The following is a 19,456-nucleotide window of genomic DNA, read 5'->3' as shown; positions in this document are numbered from 1 at the left end:
AGCCTGGCTGCACGCAGGCTTCTCGCGCTAGCGGCGACACCACCGCGCTTGGCATCCGGCACACACCGAAAAGATGGGCGTTGACTGTGGACTGCCGCTCGATCGTCGCCGTGAACGAGGATGTCGAGTGCCGCGGCCGCGGCCAGATTGCGACACGGGCTGGTCGCGGCCACGACGCCCATGCGCTGGCGCATGCGGGGCGGTGTAGACGCGGGAACCTCGATGGCGCAGGCGGGCGGTGCCGGCCGCAGCAACAGGCGACGCAACGATGCCACGCAAGCACAGGCGCCGTATCGGCGCTGATGGAATCGATCGTGCGCCCATGGATGGTGTTTGCGCAGACGTGGCGGCACCCTTATTCGCCCGGTTTTGCCCCTTCCAGCGGCGCGCACGTGGCGGCGCGCTTGGCCAGGACCGATTCGCGATGCGCGATGTAGACGTTGGCGGCGACGATGATGCTCGCGCCGAGCAGGGTATGCGCGGCGATCGCCTCGGCGAACAGCCACCAGCCAAGCAGCGCCACGAACGGCAGCTGCATGAAGCTGATCGGGGTCAGCGCCGAGACTTCGCCGATGCGCAGCGCCCGCGTCCACAGCAGTTGCCCGAGCGTGCCGAACAGGCCGGTGGCGAGCAGCCATAGCCAGTCGATGCCCTGCGGCCAGGTCCAGGCGAACAGCGCGGGCAGCAGCGACATCGGCACCCAGAACGCGTAGGTGTAGAACACCACAGTATTGGCCGCATCCACCCGTGCCAGCTGCTTGATCTGGATCGCCACCAGCGCGCCCATCACTGCCGCCAGCAGCGCGACCAGGGTGCCGGCGTTGAACGTGGCCGCGCCGGGGCGCAGGATGATCAGCACGCCGGCGAAGCCGCACAGCACCGCCATCCAGCGCCGCAGGCGCACGTTCTCGCCCAGCCACAACGCCGCGGCCAGGGTCACGAACAGCGGCGTGGAGTAGGACAGCGCGATCGCCTGCGACAGCGGCAGGTGGCCGATCGCCCAGAACCCGGCCAGCATCGACACCAGGCCGATCGCGGTGCGCAGCAGGTAGCGCGGCAGCTGCGCGGTACGCGGCAACGGCTGGCCCGGGCGCAGCAGCATCGGCAGCAGGAACAGCAGGCCGAACAGGTTGCGGAAGAAGGCGATCTCCACCGTGGACAGGTGCGCGGAGGCCAGCCGGATCGCGACCACCATGAATCCGAACGACAGCGTGCTGCCCAGCATCAGCGCGGCCGCACGCAATGAGACGGCCTGGTTCACCAGTGCGCGCCGACGATGCGCGGTTCCGGCTCCAGGATCACGCCGAAGCGCTCCAGCACCGAGGCGGAAATGCGCCGCGCCAGCGCCAGCAGCTCGGCGCCGCTGGCCTGGCCGTGATTGACCAGCACCAGCGCGTGCGCGGCGGACACGCCGGCGTCGCCGTCGCGGTGGCCTTTCCAGCCGCAGGCCTCGATCAGCCATGCCGCCGACAGCTTGCGCTGGTCCTCGCCGTCGCCGGGGAATACCGGCAGCGCCGGGTACGCGTGCTGCAGCGCCTGCGCCTGTTCGGCCGGCAGCAGCGGATTCTTGAAGAAACTGCCGGCGTTGCCGAGCACCTCCGGGTCGGGCAGCTTGCGGCGGCGGATGTTGATCACCGCCTGCGCCACGTCGGGCGCGCCGGGCATGGCGATGCCGAGCGCCTCCAGTTCCTCGCCGATGCCGGCGTAGTCCAGGCGCAGCGCATGCAGCCGCGGCAGGTTGAATTCCACCGCGGCGATCAGATAACGGTCGGGCTGGCGCTTGAACAGGCTGTCGCGGTAGCCGAACTCGCAGGCGGCCGCGTCCAGCCGCACGAAGCGCGCGTCGGCGCGGTCGTAGGCCTCCACCACGTGCACGAACTCGCCGACCTGCGCGCCATAGGCGCCGATGTTCTGGATCGGCGCGGCGCCGACCGTGCCGGGGATCAGCGCCAGGTTCTCCAGGCCCGACAGGCCCTGCGCCAGCGACCACATCACCAGCTCGTGCCAGCCCACCCCGGCGCCGGCGCGGACGATGGCGTAGTCCACGCGGTGTTCGAGCGTGTCGATGCTGCGGTTGGCGAAGGCCAGCACTACGCCGGGCGCGTCGCCTGCGAACAGCAAGTTGCTGCCGCTGCCCAGCGGCAGCAGCGCCGCGCCGGCCAGCTGCGGCGCCAGCAGTGCCTCGGGCAGTGCCTCGGGGGCGAAGATCTGCAGCAGCCACGGCGCCTGCGCGGCCACATGGAAGGTGTTCAGCGCCTGCAGCGGCGCATTCGCGGTCAGCGACCAGGCGTTGCTCATAGTGCAGCGACCGCGCCGCGGCTGGGCGCTTCGCGGCGCCGGCGCATCGCCTCGACGCATTCGCCGATCAGCGCCGGGCCGCGGAACACCAGCCCGCTGTAGCACTGCACCAGCGCTGCGCCGGCGGCCATCTTCGCCACCGCATCGGCGCCGGACAGGATGCCGCCGACCCCGATCAACGGGATCGCCTCGGGCAGGCGCGCGCGCAGCCGGCGCAGCACCAGCGTGGACTGCTCCAACAGCGGCGCGCCGGACAGGCCGCCGGCTTCGGCACCCAGCGCGTCGTGCTCCAGGCCGGGGCGGGCGATGGTGGTGTTGGTGGCGATGACCCCGTCTACCTGCAGGTCCGACAGCACCCGCGCCGCCGCGTCGATGTCGCTGTCGCTCAGGTCCGGCGCGACCTTGACCAGCATCGGCACGCGCTTGCCATGGCGTGCGGCCAGCGCTTCCTGCGCCTCGCGCAGCTGCGACACCAGCTGCCGCAGCGCCTGTTCCTCCTGCAGCTCGCGCAGGCCGGCGGTGTTCGGCGAGGAGATGTTGACGGTCACGTAGTCGGCCAGCGCATAGACCTTCTCCAGGCAATGCAGGTAATCCGACGCGGCGTCCTCGTTTGGCGTGTCCTTGTTCTTGCCGATGTTGATGCCGAGCAGGCCGCGGCGGCGGCGCGCGCGTTCGACGTTGCGCACCAGCGCGTCCACGCCGAGGTTGTTGAAGCCCATGCGGTTGATCACCGCCTGTTCCCGCGGCAGCCGGAACATGCGCGGCTTCGGATTGCCCGGCTGCGGGCGCGGGGTGATGGTGCCGATTTCGACGAAGCCGAAGCCCAGCGCCAGCAGCGCGTCGATGTGCTCGCCGTTCTTGTCCAGGCCCGCGGCCAGCCCGACCGGGTTGGGAAACTCCAGGCCGAACGCGCGCGTGGGCATCGGCGCGATCGCCTTGGCCAGCAGCGGATTGGTGCCGGTGCGGTAGGCCATCTCGATCGCGCGCAAGCCTAGCGCATGGGCGCGTTCGGCGTCGAGGGCGAACAGGAACGGGCGGGCGAGGGAATACATGGGCACAGCTCAGTTCAACGTGCCGGCGAAGGCACGGGTACGGTAGTGGACATCGACCAGGCCATCCACCTGGTGGCGATCGAACAGCGCGCGCAGCGCGACCAGCATCGCCTCGTGGCGCGGATGCCCGGCCAGCGGCGCATACGAGGAGGACAGCAGGCGCCCGCGCAGGCCGTCGTAGTCCAGCTGCTGCACGTTGGGAAACTGCGCGGTGCCGCGCAGCCCGGCGCCGAACCAGCGCTGCATCGTCGCATCGTCGTGGTAACGCTCGGCCACCGCGCTGTAGTCGGTGCCGTAGTCGCGCAGCAATTGTTCGTAGTCCTGCAGGAACGGCGTGCTGTCGAGCAGGCGCGAGTTCCAGTACACCAGCGCCAGCCCGCCTGGACGCAGCACACGCGCCCATTCGCGGCGTACCGCGTCCAGGTCGAACCAGTGGAAGGCCTGCGCGGCGCTGATCAGATCGACGCTGGCGGCGGGCAGGGTGGTGGCCTCGGCGCTGCCGTCGACTGCGGCGAAGCCGGGGACGTCGCGCAGCCAGCTCTCGGCGGCGGCGCGCATCGCCGCGTTCGGCTCCACCGCCAGCACCGGATGCCCGGCCTGCAGGAACATGCGGGTGGAAATGCCGGTGCCGGCGCCGATGTCGGCGACCTGCGCCTCGCGTGCCACGCCGAGTTCCCCGTGCACCCAGTCCAGCAAGGCCGGCGGGTAGCTGGGGCGGTAGCGGACGTAGTCGGCGACGCGGTCGCTGAAGCGTTCGCGCGGAGCGGAGGCGTCCATCGGCTCAGGCCTGGGTGCTGGCGAACCAGGCCAGCCCGCCGAAGAACAGCACGAACGCCAGCACCGACAGGATCGCGACGATCACCGCGGTCCAGCCCAGGATCAGCCCGCCGACCGCCAGCCCGTCGCCCTGGAAGCGCTGCGGCTGGCGGCGGATCTCTGCGCGTGCCAGGTGTCCGGTGATGATCGCACCGAGGCTGCCGAGCAGCGGCATCAGGGTCCAGCCGAGGATGCCGGCGACCAGGCTGACCACGGCGAGGGAATTGGTTTCGCGGACGTTGCTCATCGGGCCGGACTCCTGGAGGCAAGGGTGGAGCGTGCGGCAGCGCGCCGCGCGCATTGTGTCAAAGATCGAACTTGATGCCCTGCGCCAGCGGCAGCGAGTCGGAGTAGTTGATCGTGTTGGTCTGCCGGCGCATGTACACCTTCCACGCGTCCGAGCCGGATTCGCGGCCGCCGCCGGTGTCCTTCTCGCCGCCGAACGCACCGCCGATCTCCGCACCCGAGGTGCCGATGTTGACGTTGGCGATGCCGCAGTCGCTGCCGGCCGCCGACAGAAACTTCTCCGCCGCCTTCAGGTTCTGGGTGAAGATCGACGAGGACAGGCCCTGCGGCACGCCGTTCTGCATGTCGATGGCCTCGTCCAGCGTGTCGTACTTCATCACGTACAGAATCGGCGCGAAGGTCTCGTGCTGCACCACTTCGTCGCTGTTGTGCAGGCCGGTGACGATCGCCGGCAGCACGAAGTTGCCGGGACGGTCCAGCGCGGTGCCGCCGGTCTCGACGGTGCCGCCAGCGGCCTTGGCCTTGGCGATCGAGGCCAGGAACTGCTCGACCGCACCGCGGCTGTTCAGCGGCCCCATCAGGTTGGCCGGGTCGGTGGGGTCGCCGATCTTGCCTTCGACCTGCTTGTAGGCTTTGAGCAGCGTCGCCAGCACGGTGTCGTAGATCGAGGCGTGCACGATCAGCCGGCGCGTGGTGGTGCAGCGCTGGCCGGCGGTGCCGACCGCGCCGAACACGATGCCGGGGATCGCCAGCTTCAGGTCGGCGCTCTCGTCGAGGATGATCGCGTTGTTGCCGCCCAGCTCCAGCAGGCAGCGGCCCAGGCGCCGCGCGCACTTCTCGGCGACGTTGCGCCCGACCTGGGTCGAGCCGGTGAAGCTGATCAGCGCGATGCGCGTGTCCTCGACCAGCGTTTCGGCCAGTTCGGTGCCGGCGTCATTGATCAGGAAGAAGATGTCCGGGAAGCCGGCATCGCGCAGCGCGGCGTTGCAGATCTTCATCGACGCGATCGCGGTCAGCGGGGTCTTGTTGGACGGCTTCCACAGGCAGATGTCGCCGCAGATCGCGGCCAGGAAGGCATTCCACGCCCACACCGCGACCGGGAAGTTGAACGCGCTGATGATGCCGACCAGGCCCAGCGGCTGGTACTGCTCATACATGCGGTGGCCGGGACGCTCGGAGTGCAGCGTGTAGCCGTACAGCATGCGGCTCTGGCCGACCGCGAAATCGGCGATGTCGATCATCTCCTGCACTTCGCCGTCGCCTTCGGGCTTGCTCTTGCCCATTTCCAGCGCGACCAGCGAGCCCAGCGCGTCCTTGTGCTTGCGCAGCGCATCGCCGCACAGCCGCACCGCCTCGCCGCGGCGCGGCGCCGGCGTGGTGCGCCAGACCTTGAACGCGGCCTGCGCGCGGGCGACCACGGTTTCGTAATCCTGCATGGTGGTCGCCTGCACCTCGGCGATGACCGCGTTGCTGGACGGATTCAGCGGCTGCAGCACGCCGGCGCCGGTGGCCGTGGACCATTCGCCGTTGCCGAGGTAGGTGCCGGAATTGGACGCGGTCAGGCCGAGCGCCTTGAGCAGGTCAGCGGACATGGAATCTCCTGGAAAATCGTTGCGACAGGGAAGGCGACCGCAGGCGGTGGGACGCGGGACGCGGCTAGCCGCCGACTTTAGCAGACCGGGCGGGTCCGGCCGCAGCCGCCGCGCGCCGCGCCGGGCTTGGCAAGCGCGACGATCGTGCGACAATGCGCCGGCCAAGGCCCCGTAGCTCAGCTGGATAGAGCGGTCCCCTCCTAAGGGACAGGTCGTGCGTTCGAATCGCGCCGGGGTCACCACACACAGTGGCAATCGCGCAGCCGGCGCGTTCGCTGCCGACGTTCGCTGCGCGCGCCATCGGCAGCAGCGCCGTCGATGCAGGCGAAATGCCGCGACTGCGGATAACGCGTTCTACACCCTATGCCGACGCGATCTGAGCGCCGTATTGCGTAGCCTGTGCAAGCCCGCCAATGCCGCAACGCCTTCGTTGCGCCGCGCTTGCCGCTGCTGGCCTGGATCGCGTACGCGACCTGACGGCGGCATTGCAGATGCGGGCTCGTTCCTCCGGTCGCCCGAGCGCGGCCGCACCCACTCGGCACCGTACGAATGCCAAAGCAGGAGTCAGCCACATGCGCAAGCACATGAGCAAGACGTTGAAAGTCGCGTTGATCGGTTCGGTTCTGGCCGCCCTGGTCGCCTGCCACCGCGATGGCGACCAGCCCACGCACGAACAGACCGCAACGCCGCCACCTGCCGCCGATGGCAGCACCGCCCCGGCCGCCGGTCAGGACGCAGCCACGCCCCCGGCAGCCGGCACCACCGGGGATGCGGCGATGGGCAGCGACGCAACCCAGGGCGCACAGCCCGCCACGCCGCCGGCCACCGATCCGCAGCAACCCACCAGCGATCCGCAGCAGCAGCCGACCACCGACAAACCGCAGCACTGAGCGCCAGGCCGCGCACGCAGCAGCGGAATCTGCGTGCGTCCGCGGCGCATGCGCCAGGCCACTGGCCATGCGCTCGCGGCGGTGCCGGCGCCACCGGCGGCAGCGCCCGATGGCGCGCGATCCCGGGTGCCGCGCCGATAGTAACTTTTGCAACCGATCGACCCGGCCGCAGTGCATTCGCGGCCGGGTCGCGTGCGGCCCTTGACAGCAGCCCGGCGCATGATGTCCCCTTGCCGCCATGCACCACGCCTTCGCCTTTGCCAGCTGTGTTCTTCCGCCCGCGCTGCGGCGCACGGCGGTGCTCTGCGCGGGCATTAATACCGGTATTACCATCCACACCATTCGCCCGGTGCGGCCCGTCGTTTTCGCGTAACTTTCGAAACCCACGGCCCCGCACCCGGATCAGGTTGCGGGGGAACCCGTCGGCCTGATGCGAGCGGGGCCTCTACTCCGAGGTCTCCCATGCCGTCCCCCGCTGTCGCTTCCGCACTCACCGCAGATCCCGCGCTCGCCGCGCGCACCGCCGTCCACAAGTTCGGCGGCACATCGGTGGCCGACGCCGACTGTTATCGCCATGTCGCGCAGCTGCTGCTGGCGCGCCCGGAAACCCTGCAGATCACCGTGGTCTCCGCGATGAAGGGCGTCACCGATGCGTTGATCGGGCTGGCCGAACTGGCCGCCAGCGAGAACGGCGACTGGCGCGAGCGCTGGCACGAGACCCGCGCGCGGCACCGCGCCGCGGCGGTGTCGCTGCTTGGCGAGCATGCCGGCGCCACGGTGGAATGGCTGGATGCGCGCTTCGCGCACCTGGCAGACATCCTCGGCGCGCTGGCGGTGATCGGCGAGTTGCCGCGCGAGGTGCTGGACCGGGTGCAGGGCCTGGGCGAGGTGTATTCGGCGCAACTGCTCGGCGAGCACCTGCGCGCGCTGGGCGAGGAGTGCGCGGTGCTGGACGCGCGCGAGGTGCTGGTGGTGGACCGCGGCGAACTGGGCGTGGACGTGGATTGGGAGGCCAGCGCGGCGCGCCTGGCCGACTGGCGCGCGCAGCACCCGCAGCAGCGCATCGTGGTCACCGGCTTCGTCGCCCGCGACCGCGCCGGGCGCATCACCACGCTCGGCCGCAACGGAAGCGACTACTCCGGCGCGATCTTCGCCGCGTTGTTCGATGCCGACGAACTGCATATCTGGACCGACGTGGACGGCGTGCTGTCGGCCGATCCGCGGGTGGTGCCCGAAGCGGTGCAACTGGAAACGCTGAGCTACGACGAGGCCTGCGAACTGGCCTATTTCGGCGCCAAGGTGGTGCATCCGCAGACCATGTCGCCGGCGATCGAGCGCGGCCTGCCGATCATCATCCGCAACACCTTCCAGCCCGAACACCCGGGCACCCGCATCACCGCCAGCAGCGCCACCAGCGGGCCGATCAAGGGTCTTACCCTGAGCCCGGACCTGGCGGTGCTGAACCTGGAAGGCACCGGCCTGATCGGCGTGCCTGGCACCGCCGAGCGCGTGTTCGCCGCGCTGCGCAATGCGCGGGTGTCGGTGGTGATGATCTCGCAGGGCTCTTCTGAACATTCGATCTGCTGCGTGGTGCGGCAGAACGAATGCGAACGCGCGCGCGACGCGCTGCTGTCGGCGTTCGCGCACGAACTGGTGCTCGGCCAGGTACAGCGCGTGCAGCTGACCACCGGCATCAGCGTGCTGGCCGCGGTCGGCGACGGCATGGCCGGGCAGCCGGGCGTGGCCGCGCGCCTGTTCGAATCGCTGGGCCGCGCCCAGGTCAACATCCTGGCGATCGCGCAGGGTTCCTCGGAGCGCAATATCTCGGTGGCGATCGACAGCGCGCATGCGACCAAGGCGCTGCGCGCGGCGCATGCCGGCTTCTGGCTGTCGCCGCAGACCTTCTCGGTCGGGGTGATCGGCCCGGGCAACGTCGGCAAGACCTTGCTCGACCAACTGCGCGCAGCTCAGCCGCAGCTGCTGGCCAAGGCCAACCTCGACCTGCGCCTGCGCGCGATCGCCTCGCGCAGCGCGATGTGCCTGGAAACCCGCGCGATCACCGGCGACTGGCGGCAGGCCTTCGCCAGCGGCCAGCAGCCCACCGACCTGGACGCGTTCACCGCGCACCTGCTGTCGGCGCACCTGCCGCATGCGGTCATCATCGATTGCAGCGGCAGCGCCGACGTCGCCGACCGTTACGCCGGCTGGCTCGCCGCCGGCATCCACGTGGTCACCCCGAACAAGCAGGCCGGGGCCGGGCCGCTGGCGCGTTTCCACGCGATCCGCGCCGCCGCCGCGGGCAGCGGCGCGCGCTTCCGCTACGAAGCCACGGTCGGCGCCGGCCTGCCAGTGATCACCACGCTGCGCGACCTGGTCGATACCGGCGACGTGGTCACCGCGATCGAAGGCATCTTCTCCGGCACCCTGGCCTGGCTGTTCAACAAGTACGACGGCAGCGTGCCGTTCTCGCAGCTGGTCACCGATGCGCGCGGCATGGGCTATACCGAGCCGGATCCGCGCGACGACCTGTCCGGCACCGACGTGGCGCGCAAGCTGGTGATCCTGGCGCGCGAGGCCGGGCGCGAGTTGAGCCTGGAGGACGTGGCGGTGGAGAGCCTGGTGCCGGAAGCGCTGCGCCAGGCCAGCGTGGAGGATTTCATGGCGGGCCTGCATGAAGTGGACGCGGCGTTCGCGCAGCGCCTGCAGGCGGCCAGGGCGCGCGGCTGCGTGCTGCGCTACGTGGCGCAGCTGACCCCGGAGCGCGCGCCCAGCGTCGGCCTGGTGGAACTGCCGGCCGAGCATGCCTTCGCCAACCTGCGCCTGACCGACAACGTGGTGCAGTTCACCACCCGTCGCTATTGCGACAATCCGCTGGTGGTGCAGGGTCCCGGCGCCGGTCCGGAAGTCACCGCCGCCGGCGTGTTCGCCGACCTGTTGCGGGTGGCGGCGGGCGAGGGCGCGCGGCTGTGAGCCAGGTGTACACGTCGCCGGCGCCGCACTCCCATACCCGCACCGCGCCGCGCGAGGCACGCGCCTTCGCGCCGGCTTCGGTGGCCAACGTGGCGGTGGGCTTCGACCTGCTCGGCTATGCGGTGGAAGGCGTCGGCGACACGGTGACGGTGCGTCGCATCGATGCGCCGCAGGTACGCATCGCTGCGATCCGCGGCACCACCGTGGCACTGCCGCTGGAGGCCGCGCGCAACACCGCCGGCGCGGCGCTGATCGCCTTGCGCGAGGCGCTGGCGCTGCCGTTCGGTTTCGAACTCGAGATCGACAAGGGCATCCCGCTCAGTTCCGGCATGGGCGGGTCGGCGGCCTCGTGCGTGGCCGCGCTGGTGGCGGCCAATGCGCTGCTGGACGCGCCGTTGTCGCGCCAGCAGCTGTATCTGTATTCGCTGGAGGGCGAGGCGGTGGCCAGCGGCAGCCGCCATGGCGATAACCTCGGCCCGATGTTCCTGGGCGGGCTGGTGCTGTCCACGTTGCAGCGGATGGTGCCGCTGCCGGTACCGGCGGCCTGGCACAGTCTGCTGGTGCATCCGGACGCGGTACTGGAGACACGTCGCGCGCGCGAGGCGCTGGCCGGCGACTACCGGCTCGGCGAGTTCGTGGCGCAGAGTTCCAATCTGGCGCTGGTGCTGGCGGGTTGCCACGCCGGCGACGAGGCGCTGGTGCGCGCGGGCTTGCGCGACGTGCTGATCGAGCCGCGGCGTGCGCCGTTGATCGCCGGCTTCGATGCGGCCAAGCAAGCCGCGCTGGACGCCGGCGCGATGGGCGCGAGCATTTCCGGCGCCGGTCCCAGTATTTTCGCGTGGTTCACGACGCGCGCAGCGGCGGAAGCGGCCGCGCCGGCGGTGCAGGCGGCGTTCGCGGCGGCCGGTTTCGCCAGCCAGCACTGGGTGTCTTCGCTGAATTGCCAGGGCGCCAGGTTGCTGTAGCTTGCGTTCGCGCCGGCGTTCCGCTGCGCCGCTGCGGGGGCGCTCCGCGGCAACGCCCTGCCATGCCTTCCCGATCGGGTGCCGTCGCCAGCGCTCCCGGGGCGGCATCGTTCCTGGATGGCCGTCATAGATGCGGCCAATCGGCCGGCGCGGCAAGCGCTGCGCTGTCTACGGGGATCTTCGCTTGCGCGGTGGGTTGTTCGCTTCTTGCGCTCGACGCCGGCTGCGGTGGCGACCGATGATCGGTCCCAAGGGGGGGTGTGTTTCATTTCGAAAGTAAACGCTGCGATTGATCTCCACCACGCGGCGTCTGATTAACGCCATTTATGGATATACAGCCCATGCGTTCCACTATTCTCGCTACATCGCTGATGGTCGTTGCGCTTGCATCTGCATCGGCCGCTCCTGCTTGTTTTGCCGCAGATGCGACGTCCAGCGCGCCGGCCGACGCCGCCTCCCAGGCGGATTTCCAGCAATGGCTGGCGACGTTCCGCAGCGATGCCAGTGCCCAGGGCATCGACCAAAGCACGCTCGATCTCGCCTTCCGCGGCGTCACGCCGGATCCTTCGGTGCACCAGCTGGATATCGCGCAACCGGAATTCACCACCCCCATCTGGGAATATCTGGCCAAGCGCGTGAGCGCGGAGAATATCCAGCAGGGCCAGCAACTGCTGCGCAGCGAACCGGTGCTGCCCGAGGTGGAGCGCGCCTATGGCGTCGATGCCGGGATCGTGGCGGCCATTTGGTGCGTGGAGAGTGGCTACGGGAAGGACATCGGCAGCCGCGATGTGATTCGTTCGCTGGCCACGCTCGCCTACAGCGGGCGGCGCATGCACTACGGCGCCACGCAATTGATGGCCGCGCTCCATATCCTGCAAAACAAGGACGCCGCACGCACCCAGCTGGTTGGTTCGTGGGCCGGCGCCATGGGACAGACCCAATTCATTCCAAGCACCTATCTGGACTATGCGGTCGATTTCGATCACGACCATCTGCGCGACGTCTGGACGTCCCGCGCCGATGCGCTGGCGTCCACGGCCTCCTATCTGCAGCGTAGCGGCTGGAACGCGCGCACGCCCTGGGGCCAGGAAGTGCAGCTACCGGCGAGTTTCGATTACACCCAGGCGGACCTTTCGACCGAGAAGTCGGTTGCCGAATGGCAACGCCTCGGGGTGATGGGCGCCACGCTCGCCATTCCCGACGCGCTCGCCCAGGAGCAAGCCGCCATCGTGTTGCCTGCCGGTTATCGCGGTCCGGCCTTTCTGGTCCTGCGCAATTTCCGCAGCATCCTGCGCTACAACAACTCCATAGCCTACGCGCTGGCGATCGGCTTGCTGGCCGACGGCTATGCGGGCGCTGGCAGCGTGGCCCACGCATGGCCGACCGATGATCCGCCATTGAGCAGCGTCGCGCAGATCACCGAGTTGCAGCAGCGGCTGACCGCCAAGGGCTACTCGCCCGGCACCGCCGACGGCGTGCTGGGGTCGATGACACGTGCCGCCATCCGCGCCTACCAGCAGGATCTGCATCTGCCAGCGGACGGATATGCCAGCATCTCGCTGCTGCAGCGCCTGCGCCAATAAGCATGGCCGCCGCAGTGCAGCAGGCGCTGTTGCGGCATCCACCCACGCCATCCCTTTCATCGCTGCGCGCGTCGGTTGCAGGTCCGTTGCAGCTGTTTTTTCAACCAAGGAACTGCGCATGTTTCGATTGAACGGGTTACCTGTGTTGCTACGCGCGCTGGCGGCAACCGGCGCTTTGCTGACAACGGCCTCGGCGTCGGCCGCCTGCGCCGACATGCTCGCGCTGCCGCTGCCGTCCACCACGATCAGCAGCGCTACCGATGTGCCCGCCGGCAGCTTCACTGCGCCGGACGGTACCGTGCTCGACGGACTGCCGGCGTTCTGTCGCGTCGTCGGCGTGTCGCGGCCGGCCAGCGATTCGGAAATCGGGTTCGAGGTCTGGATTCCGTCCGCGGGCTGGAACCAGAACTACCTGCAGGTCGGCACAGTCGTTTTCGCCGGCAACATTCAATACAGTTCGCTTGGTTTCGCCTTGCGCCGCGGCTATGCGACCGCGACCACCGACGGCGGTCACCGGGCGTCGATCGGCGATGCGAGCTTTGCGCTCGGCCACCCGCAGAAGATCGTCGACTGGGGCTATCGGGCGCTGGGCGCGACGATCTCCAACGGCAAGGCGCTGGTTTCCGCCTATACGCATCGCGCGCCGCGCTATTCGTACTTTTTCGGCGCCTCCAATGGTGGCCGTGATGCGTTGATGGCGGCGCAGCGCTATCCGGGCGCCTTCGATGGCATCATTGTCGATGCGCCGTCCAGCGCCTGGGTGCACAACGCGTTTTCCTGGCTGTGGTCGGAGGACGCCCAGTTCGGCAGTCCGGCGGCGACCATCTCGGCGGCCAAGCTGCCGGCGATCCAGGCCGCCGCGCTCGCCCAATGCGATGCGAAGGACCACACGCCCGACGGCGTGGTCAACGACCCACGCCGGTGCCGCTTCGATCCGCGCGTGCTGTTGTGCAGCGGCGCCGAGACCGACGCTTGTCTCACTGCGCCGCAGCTGCAGGCGCTCGCCGCCATCCTTACCGGCCCGATCAACCCGCGCACCGGCGAACGCATCTACTACGGTTTAGAGCCGTTCGCGGTCGCCACTCCGGGGATATGGGACCAGTGGGTCACCGGCAACGCCGCCGTTCCCGGTGGCGGCCATACGGTGCTCGCCAACCAGTTCTTCGCCAACATGGTGTTCGATACCGGCAGCGCCGCGTTCGACCCTACCCAGGTCAACTTCGATACCGATGTCGTGCGCGCCGAAGCCAAGCCGGTCATGGGCGAGCCGCTGGTCAGCGTCATCGACGCCACCTCCGTGGATCTGAGCGGGTTTCGCGCGCGCAGCGGCAAGATGATCCTGTATATCGGCTGGGAAGATCCGGTGGTTCCGCCGCGAGGCGCGATCAGCTATTACGAATCGGTCGTGGCCAGGCAATGGCTGGACAACCCGCAGATCACCAGGTCCCAGGATGCGCTTGCGCAGACCCAGCAGTTCTTCCGCCTGTTCATGGTGCCCGGCATGGGCCACTTCACCGGCGGACCCGGCACGTCGGCCTTCGGCGCGCTTTATGGGCCGCCCCCATTGGCCATCGATCGCCAGCACGACGTGTTGTCGGCGATGGTGGCGTGGGTCGAGCAAGGCATCGCACCGGAGCGCATCGTCGCGGCAAAATACGTCAATGACGACCCGGCCAAGGGCGTGGCCCGCACCCGGCCGCTGTGCCACTACCCGCAATCGGCGCTATGGATCGGCCAGGGCAGCGCCGACGATGCGCAGAACTTCATCTGTGTGGACAGTCCGCGCGGTGCCTACCTCGACGGTGCTGCGCCTGCGCGCGCGGCGTTGCCAGGCGCGGCGCAAGGCCGATAAGTCGGGCGGTCGCAAGCGTGGGCTTGCGGCCGTTCGTCTGGCACAACAGGCGATAGGCGGCGCCGCACGACGGCGCCGTTGCGTCGAATAGGTGTGCCATCCAGCCGAGAATTCAGCGCACGCGCGTCACCACTCGGTCCATTGCGGCCGGATACATTGCGCTCGCCGCAGCGCCATGCACGATCCTGCGTGCGCAGGACATGCCCCGATGGCGTCGCCAGTCGCTGTGCAAGCGCTGGCGCTAGGAGCGGCGTGCGATATCCGCGCCGGGTCCTGGAAAGGACGCACCGCGCGTCATCTGGTAACGTTCGCCACCGGCAGGTGTCGATGCGCATGCGCCACTTCCCTCGCTCGGGCAGTGGTTGCGGCGCCGGCTCCGGCCCACTGCCGCCGGGTAACCACGCGCTTCGCTCGCCAAGGCGCGTTGTCCCGCTCGCGGTGCCGGCACGACTCCGCGCAAGGCGAGGGCGAAACGGCGGCGGTGGGGCGCATTCTTACCGTCATGGATCAACGATGAACTTCATTTCCACGCGTCATGCCGCTCCCGCCGCCACGCTCAGCCAGGCCATCGCCGCCGGCCTGGCGCCCGACGGCGGGCTTTACGTTCCCGAGCGCATGCCGCCAGCGCGCGCATTGCGGGCCGGCGCCAATCTGGCTGAAACCGCAGCGGACCTGTTGGCGCCATTCTTCGACGGCGACGCGCTCGCTGCCGAACTGCCGGCAATCTGCGCCGAGGCCTTCGACTTCGACGCGCCGCTGCAGCCGCTGGCCACGCCCGGCGACCACGCGCTGGAGCTGTTCCATGGGCCGACCGCCGCGTTCAAGGATTTCGGCGCGCGCTTCCTCGCCGCTTGCCTGACGCGGCTGCGCCGCGATGCCGCCACGCCGCTGACCATCCTGGTCGCCACCTCCGGCGATACCGGTGCGGCGGTGGCGGCGGCCTTCCATCGCCAGCCCGGCCTGCGCGTGGTGGTGCTGTATCCGGACGGGCGCGTGTCGCCGCGCCAGGCGCATCAGCTCGGCTGCTTCGGCGACAACATCCAGGCGCTGCGCGTGGCTGGTTCGTTCGACGACTGCCAGGCGCTGGTGAAGCAGGCTTTGCGCGATGTCGAACTGCAGGCGCAGGCGCCGCTGAGTTCGGCCAACAGCATCAGCCTGGGCCGGCTGCTGCCGCAGATGAGCTATTACGCGCACAGCGCACTGGTCCATTACGCGGCGCATGCGCAGGCGCTGAACCTGGTGGTGCCGACCGGCAACCTCGGCAATGCGCTGGCGGCGATCCTGGCGCGCGGCCTGGGCGTGCCGCTGGGCCGCATCGTGCTGGCCACCAACGCCAACCATGTGCTGCCGGATTATTTCGCCGGCGCCGACTACGCGCCGCAGCCCAGCGTGGCTACTGTGGCCAATGCCATGGACGTCGGCGCGCCGAGCAATTTCGAGCGCCTGCGATGGCTGTACCGCGGCGACGATGCCGCGCTGCGCGCGCAGTTCCAGTCCTATTCGGTGGACGATGCGCAGATCCGCCAACTGATCGGCGAGCGCTTCCGCCGCTACGGCGAGGTGCATTGCCCACATACCGCCACCGCATTGCATGTGCTGCAGCAGATCCGCGCCGAGGGCGCCGAGGCCGATGCGGGCGATTGGGCGTTGGCGGCGACAGCGCATCCGGCCAAGTTCGAGGCAGTGGTGGAGCCGCTGATCGGCCAGCCGGTGCCGGTGCCGCCGGCGTTGGCGGCTCTGCTGCAGCGGCCGGCGCAGGCCGAGCCGATCGCACCGGACTACGCGGCGTTGCGCGCACGTCTGCTGGCCGGCTGAGGCCGGCGGCTGCCATTGGACGGGGCAGCGGCGCTGCCGCCGCCCGGGATGCCGCGGTGCCGCCTGCGTTCGCCAGGCATGGCGGCGCGCACGCTCAGGCGTGCAGGCTTACGCCTGGTCCTGCGGTTGCATCCGCTGCCAGGCGGCCTGCACCACGCTGCGCACCTGCAGCCAGTCCAGGCGCGAGCGCGGGTGATCGCGCAGGAACACGTCGCGCAGCAGCGGCACCACGTCCTCGAAGCGCTGGCCGTGGTACTTCAGGTAGGCGTCGTAGGCAAGCTTCAGCGCCGGCTCGTAGTCGGTGAAGGCATGTCCAGGCTGATGGAACGGAGCCTGGGTGAAATGCGCCTTCCAGTAGTCCAGTTCCCTTTCGCGATCCAGCATCACGCAGGCGCGCGTGTCGTGCAGGATATCGATGGCGACGAGCATGGTTGCACTCCCGTATGGTTCCCCCCACCGGCACCGCGGCGGCGCCGCAGGTGTGTTGCGGCTGCAAGTCTATGCCTGGACGCGGGGTAGGGTGCGGCCACAGTCTGAAGCATTCAGCGGCTACGCCAGTGGGCGTCGCTGGCGCGTCGGCCTGCCGCCGCCTCGGCAGCGGGGTTGTCCACAGCGCATGTGGAGCGTTGCCCTGGAAAGGTGTGGATAAGTCGCTGCGGGCGCGGTGGTGCAAGGCGTGGACAGGGGCTGGCGAAAAAATCGCCGGCGTCGCCGTCGCAGGCTCACGCTTCGTCGGAAGCCAGCCGGTGCAAGGCGGCGAAGTCGCGGATCTCGACCACGTGCAGCTGCGGCAGCGCGATCAGGCCTTGCTGGCGCAGCTTGGTGAAGCTGCGGCTGACCGTTTCCATGGTCAGGCCGAGATGGTCGGCGATGTCGCCGCGGCCCATCATCAAGGTCACCGTGTTGCCGGGATCGCCTCGGCTGGCGGTGCGCGCCGCCAGCTTGAGCAGGAAGTCGGCGAGCTTTTCCATCGGCTGCAGGCGTGCCAGCGACAGTGCCGCATCCTGTGCCGCGTCCAGCTCCAGGCAGGCGCGCTGCAACAGCTTGCGCTCCAGCTGCGGGTATTGCGTGCGCAGCAGCCGCATCTGCACAACCGAAACCCGGCACACGCGGCTGTCGGCGATCGCTTCGAGGTCGTTGCGGTATTTCGCCGATTCGCTCAGGCCCACGTAGTCGCCCGGCAGCACGAAGCCGACCACCTGGCGGCGGCCGTCGGCCAGGGTGCGGACCAGGCGCAGTGCGCCGGAGGTGACGGTATAGACCGACTGCCGCGCCTCGCCGCTGCGGACCAGGGTGGCACCGGCCGCGTAAGCCAGCGAGGTCGTCACCCGCTCCAGCGCCTGCACCTCGTCGCAGGCCAGCGCCGAACAGATCGCCAGGTGGCGCACGGCGCAATGCAGGCACTCGTGCGCGTTCGGATCGCGGGCCGCGGCCGTTTCGACATAGGGCATGGCGAAGCCGGGGACGGTCCGGTGCATGCGCGTGACGGGCGGAGTTGGCACCCCCGGATGATACGCCGATACGATCGCCGGCATCCCAGTACGGCTAGAATTGGCGTCTGTTTGCCCCCAAGACGCAGGAGTTTTGCAAGTGATCAAGCCCCGTACGCCGCCCGGCATCATGGAATTGCTGCCGCGCGAGCAGATCGCGTTCCAGCGCATGCTGGACGTCATCCGCCGCAATTACGAGCGGTTCGGGTTCCTGCCGGTGGAGACGCCGGTGTTCGAACTGTCCGACGTGCTGCTGACCAAGTCCGGCGGGGAGACCGAGCGCCAGGTGTATTTCGTGCAATCCACCGGCGCGCTGGCCAATGCCGAGGCCAGCGGCGAGGGTGGCTTGCCGGAGCTGGCCTTGCGCTTCGACCTGACCGTGCCGCTGGCGCGTTACGTGGCCGAACACGAGCATGAACTGAGCTTCCCGTTCCGCCGCTATCAGATGCAGCGCGTGTACCGCGGCGAGCGTGCCCAGCGAGGCCGTTTCCGCGAGTTCTACCAGTGCGACATCGACGTGATCGGCAAGGACGCGTTGAGCATCCGCTACGACGCCGAAGTGCTGGCGGTGATCCACGCGGTGTTCGCCGAACTGGGCATCGGCGCGTTCGCGGTGCAGTTGAACAACCGCAAGCTGATGCGCGGTTTCTTCGAGATTCTGGGCGTGGCCGAGGGCGAGCGCCAGCTGGCGGTGCTGCGTGAGGTCGACAAGCTCGACAAGCGCGGCGCCGACTACGTGCGCGAGACGCTGGCCGGAGAGGGTTTCGACATCCCGGCCGAGCAGGTCGAGCGGATCCTGGCCTTCGTCGCGGTACGCTCCAGCGGCCATGACGACGCGCTGGCGCGCCTGGATGCGCTGGCCGCGGCGGCCGAGGCCAGCGCCACGCTGCGCGAGGGCGTGGCCGAGCTGCGCGAGGCGCTGGCCCTGGTCAAGGCGCTTGGCGTGCCGGAAACCGCCTACTGCCTGAACTTCTCCATCGCCCGCGGCCTGGACTACTACACCGGCACCGTCTACGAGACCCTGCTGACCGACTACCCGCAGATCGGCTCGATCTGCTCGGGCGGACGCTACGAGGACCTGGCCAGCCACTACAGCAAATCCAGGCTGCCGGGCGTGGGCATTTCCATCGGCCTGACCCGGTTGTTCTGGCAGCTGCGCGAGGCCGGGTTGATCGACGGCATCGCCTCCAGCAGCGTGCAGGCGATGGTGGCGCTGATGGACGAGGCCAAGCTGGACGACGCACTGGACATCGCCCGGCGCCTGCGCGTCGGCGGCATCAACACCGAAGTGCAGATGGAGCCGAAGAAGGTCGGCAAGCAGTTCCAGTACGCCGCGCGCGCCGGCATCCGCTTCGTGGTGCTGGCCGGCGACGACGAGCTGGCGCGCGGCGTGGTCGCGGTCAAGGACCTGGTGCGCGAGCAGCAGTTCGAGGTCGCCCGCGACGAACTGGCCAGCACCCTGCTGGTCGAGCTGGAGCAGGCCAAGGTCATGCCCTGAGCGGGGATGCAGGGCTGGGTGTGGCGCAACCTGGACGGCCGCGCTGCGTGTCCCTTGTGGGAGCGACTTCAGTCGCGACGCGGATGACCAGAGCCTGCCGCTATTGAAGCCGCTCGCGCAACGATGAGCGCAATGCGCGTTCGCCGCCTGCAATCAGGCGACCGGAGCGGTGCCGGCGCCATTGAACCTTATGCGATGGGTGTGAGTGCCTGTCGCGGCTGAAGCCGCTCCTACAGGGGGGGCGCGTGCGCTTTTGTAGGAGCGGCTTCAGCCGCGACAGAAGGCATGGCCGCCTCGTGCCCATCAGCGATCGAACACCTCCACGCAACGCCCGCCCGCCGCGGCTTGACCCGGCCTGTCCAGTCGCGCTAATGTACTAACACGCTATT

16 protein-coding genes and 1 tRNA gene are annotated in these 19,456 nt (G+C 69.3%); 9 read left to right on the top strand and 8 right to left on the bottom strand.

Going from position 1 to position 19,456, the window contains the following annotated elements:
- Positions 1–355: 355 nt before the first annotated feature.
- The 6 genes from ISN38_RS02550 to amaB are packed head-to-tail and all read right to left on the bottom strand — an operon-like array spanning position 356 to position 6,004.
- A complete protein-coding gene (locus ISN38_RS02550; RefSeq protein ID WP_399507492.1) occupies positions 356–1,225 on the bottom strand; it encodes a DMT family transporter in 870 nt (289 codons plus the stop codon).
- A 32-nt stretch (positions 1,226–1,257) separates the two neighbouring features.
- Positions 1,258–2,298, bottom strand: coding sequence for a UDP-N-acetylmuramate dehydrogenase (gene murB, locus ISN38_RS02545; protein ID WP_003469571.1), 1,041 nt, complete (start codon positions 2,296–2,298; stop codon positions 1,258–1,260).
- Entirely contained in the window at positions 2,295–3,350 is a 1,056-nt protein-coding gene (locus ISN38_RS02540) for a quinone-dependent dihydroorotate dehydrogenase (RefSeq protein ID WP_003469576.1), read from the bottom strand. The genes murB and ISN38_RS02540 overlap by 4 nt, the downstream gene beginning before the upstream one ends.
- A gap of 9 nt (positions 3,351–3,359) precedes the next feature.
- The gene (locus ISN38_RS02535; protein WP_003469580.1) at positions 3,360–4,127 is read right to left on the bottom strand and encodes a class I SAM-dependent methyltransferase; all 768 of its coding nucleotides are present in this window, start codon (positions 4,125–4,127) and stop codon (positions 3,360–3,362) included.
- A 4-nt stretch (positions 4,128–4,131) separates the two neighbouring features.
- Positions 4,132–4,413, bottom strand: coding sequence for a DUF4190 domain-containing protein (locus tag ISN38_RS02530; RefSeq protein WP_003469582.1), 282 nt, complete (start codon positions 4,411–4,413; stop codon positions 4,132–4,134).
- 58 nt (positions 4,414–4,471) lie between these two features.
- Entirely contained in the window at positions 4,472–6,004 is a 1,533-nt protein-coding gene (gene amaB / locus ISN38_RS02525) for an L-piperidine-6-carboxylate dehydrogenase (RefSeq protein ID WP_003469583.1), read from the bottom strand.
- Between the two features lie 165 nt (positions 6,005–6,169).
- On the opposite strand from amaB, the gene ISN38_RS02520 reads away from it, so the two are divergent.
- The 8 genes from ISN38_RS02520 to thrC all read left to right on the top strand — a co-directional run bounded on the left by ISN38_RS02520 (position 6,170) and on the right by thrC (position 16,079).
- Positions 6,170–6,246: transfer RNA gene (locus tag ISN38_RS02520), tRNA-Arg, on the top strand.
- A 330-nt stretch (positions 6,247–6,576) separates the two neighbouring features.
- Entirely contained in the window at positions 6,577–6,894 is a 318-nt protein-coding gene (locus tag ISN38_RS02515; RefSeq protein WP_003469584.1) for a hypothetical protein, read from the top strand.
- 238 nt (positions 6,895–7,132) lie between these two features.
- On the top strand, positions 7,133–7,267 hold the full coding sequence (locus ISN38_RS20555; protein WP_256045725.1) for a hypothetical protein: 135 nt from the start codon (positions 7,133–7,135) through the stop codon (positions 7,265–7,267).
- An 89-nt stretch (positions 7,268–7,356) separates the two neighbouring features.
- Positions 7,357–9,864 (top strand): bifunctional aspartate kinase/homoserine dehydrogenase I, encoded by a 2,508-nt coding sequence (gene thrA, locus ISN38_RS02510; protein WP_003469585.1) that lies wholly within the window; start codon positions 7,357–7,359, stop codon positions 9,862–9,864.
- A gap of 5 nt (positions 9,865–9,869) precedes the next feature.
- Entirely contained in the window at positions 9,870–10,829 is a 960-nt protein-coding gene (locus tag ISN38_RS02505) for a homoserine kinase (protein WP_399507494.1), read from the top strand.
- Positions 10,830–11,155: 326 nt separating this feature from the next.
- Positions 11,156–12,412 (top strand): lytic murein transglycosylase, encoded by a 1,257-nt coding sequence (locus tag ISN38_RS02500; RefSeq protein WP_230811677.1) that lies wholly within the window; start codon positions 11,156–11,158, stop codon positions 12,410–12,412.
- Positions 12,413–12,626: 214 nt separating this feature from the next.
- Positions 12,627–14,264: a tannase/feruloyl esterase family alpha/beta hydrolase gene (locus tag ISN38_RS02495; RefSeq protein ID WP_047325580.1), complete on the top strand. Its 1,638-nt coding sequence runs from the start codon at positions 12,627–12,629 to the stop codon at positions 14,262–14,264.
- Between the two features lie 513 nt (positions 14,265–14,777).
- Positions 14,778–16,079 (top strand): threonine synthase, encoded by a 1,302-nt coding sequence (thrC, locus tag ISN38_RS02490; RefSeq protein ID WP_206712043.1) that lies wholly within the window; start codon positions 14,778–14,780, stop codon positions 16,077–16,079.
- A 108-nt stretch (positions 16,080–16,187) separates the two neighbouring features.
- Here thrC and ISN38_RS02485 read toward each other — a convergent pair whose 3' ends face one another.
- Complete coding sequence (locus ISN38_RS02485; protein ID WP_003469590.1) at positions 16,188–16,508, bottom strand: hypothetical protein; 321 nt, start codon at positions 16,506–16,508, stop codon at positions 16,188–16,190.
- 293 nt (positions 16,509–16,801) lie between these two features.
- Entirely contained in the window at positions 16,802–17,557 is a 756-nt protein-coding gene (locus ISN38_RS02480) for a Crp/Fnr family transcriptional regulator (RefSeq protein WP_038238193.1), read from the bottom strand.
- Between the two features lie 112 nt (positions 17,558–17,669).
- Between ISN38_RS02480 and hisS the strand changes: the two genes are divergently transcribed.
- Positions 17,670–19,067, top strand: coding sequence for a histidine--tRNA ligase (gene hisS, locus ISN38_RS02475; RefSeq protein ID WP_003469592.1), 1,398 nt, complete (start codon positions 17,670–17,672; stop codon positions 19,065–19,067).
- The last annotated feature ends 389 nt before the right edge of the window (positions 19,068–19,456 follow it).

Source organism: Xanthomonas translucens pv. undulosa, from assembly GCF_017301775.1.
In the GTDB taxonomy this organism is placed as follows: Bacteria; Pseudomonadota; Gammaproteobacteria; order Xanthomonadales; family Xanthomonadaceae; genus Xanthomonas_A; species Xanthomonas_A translucens.
This window is presented reverse-complemented; position numbering and strand designations above follow the sequence as displayed.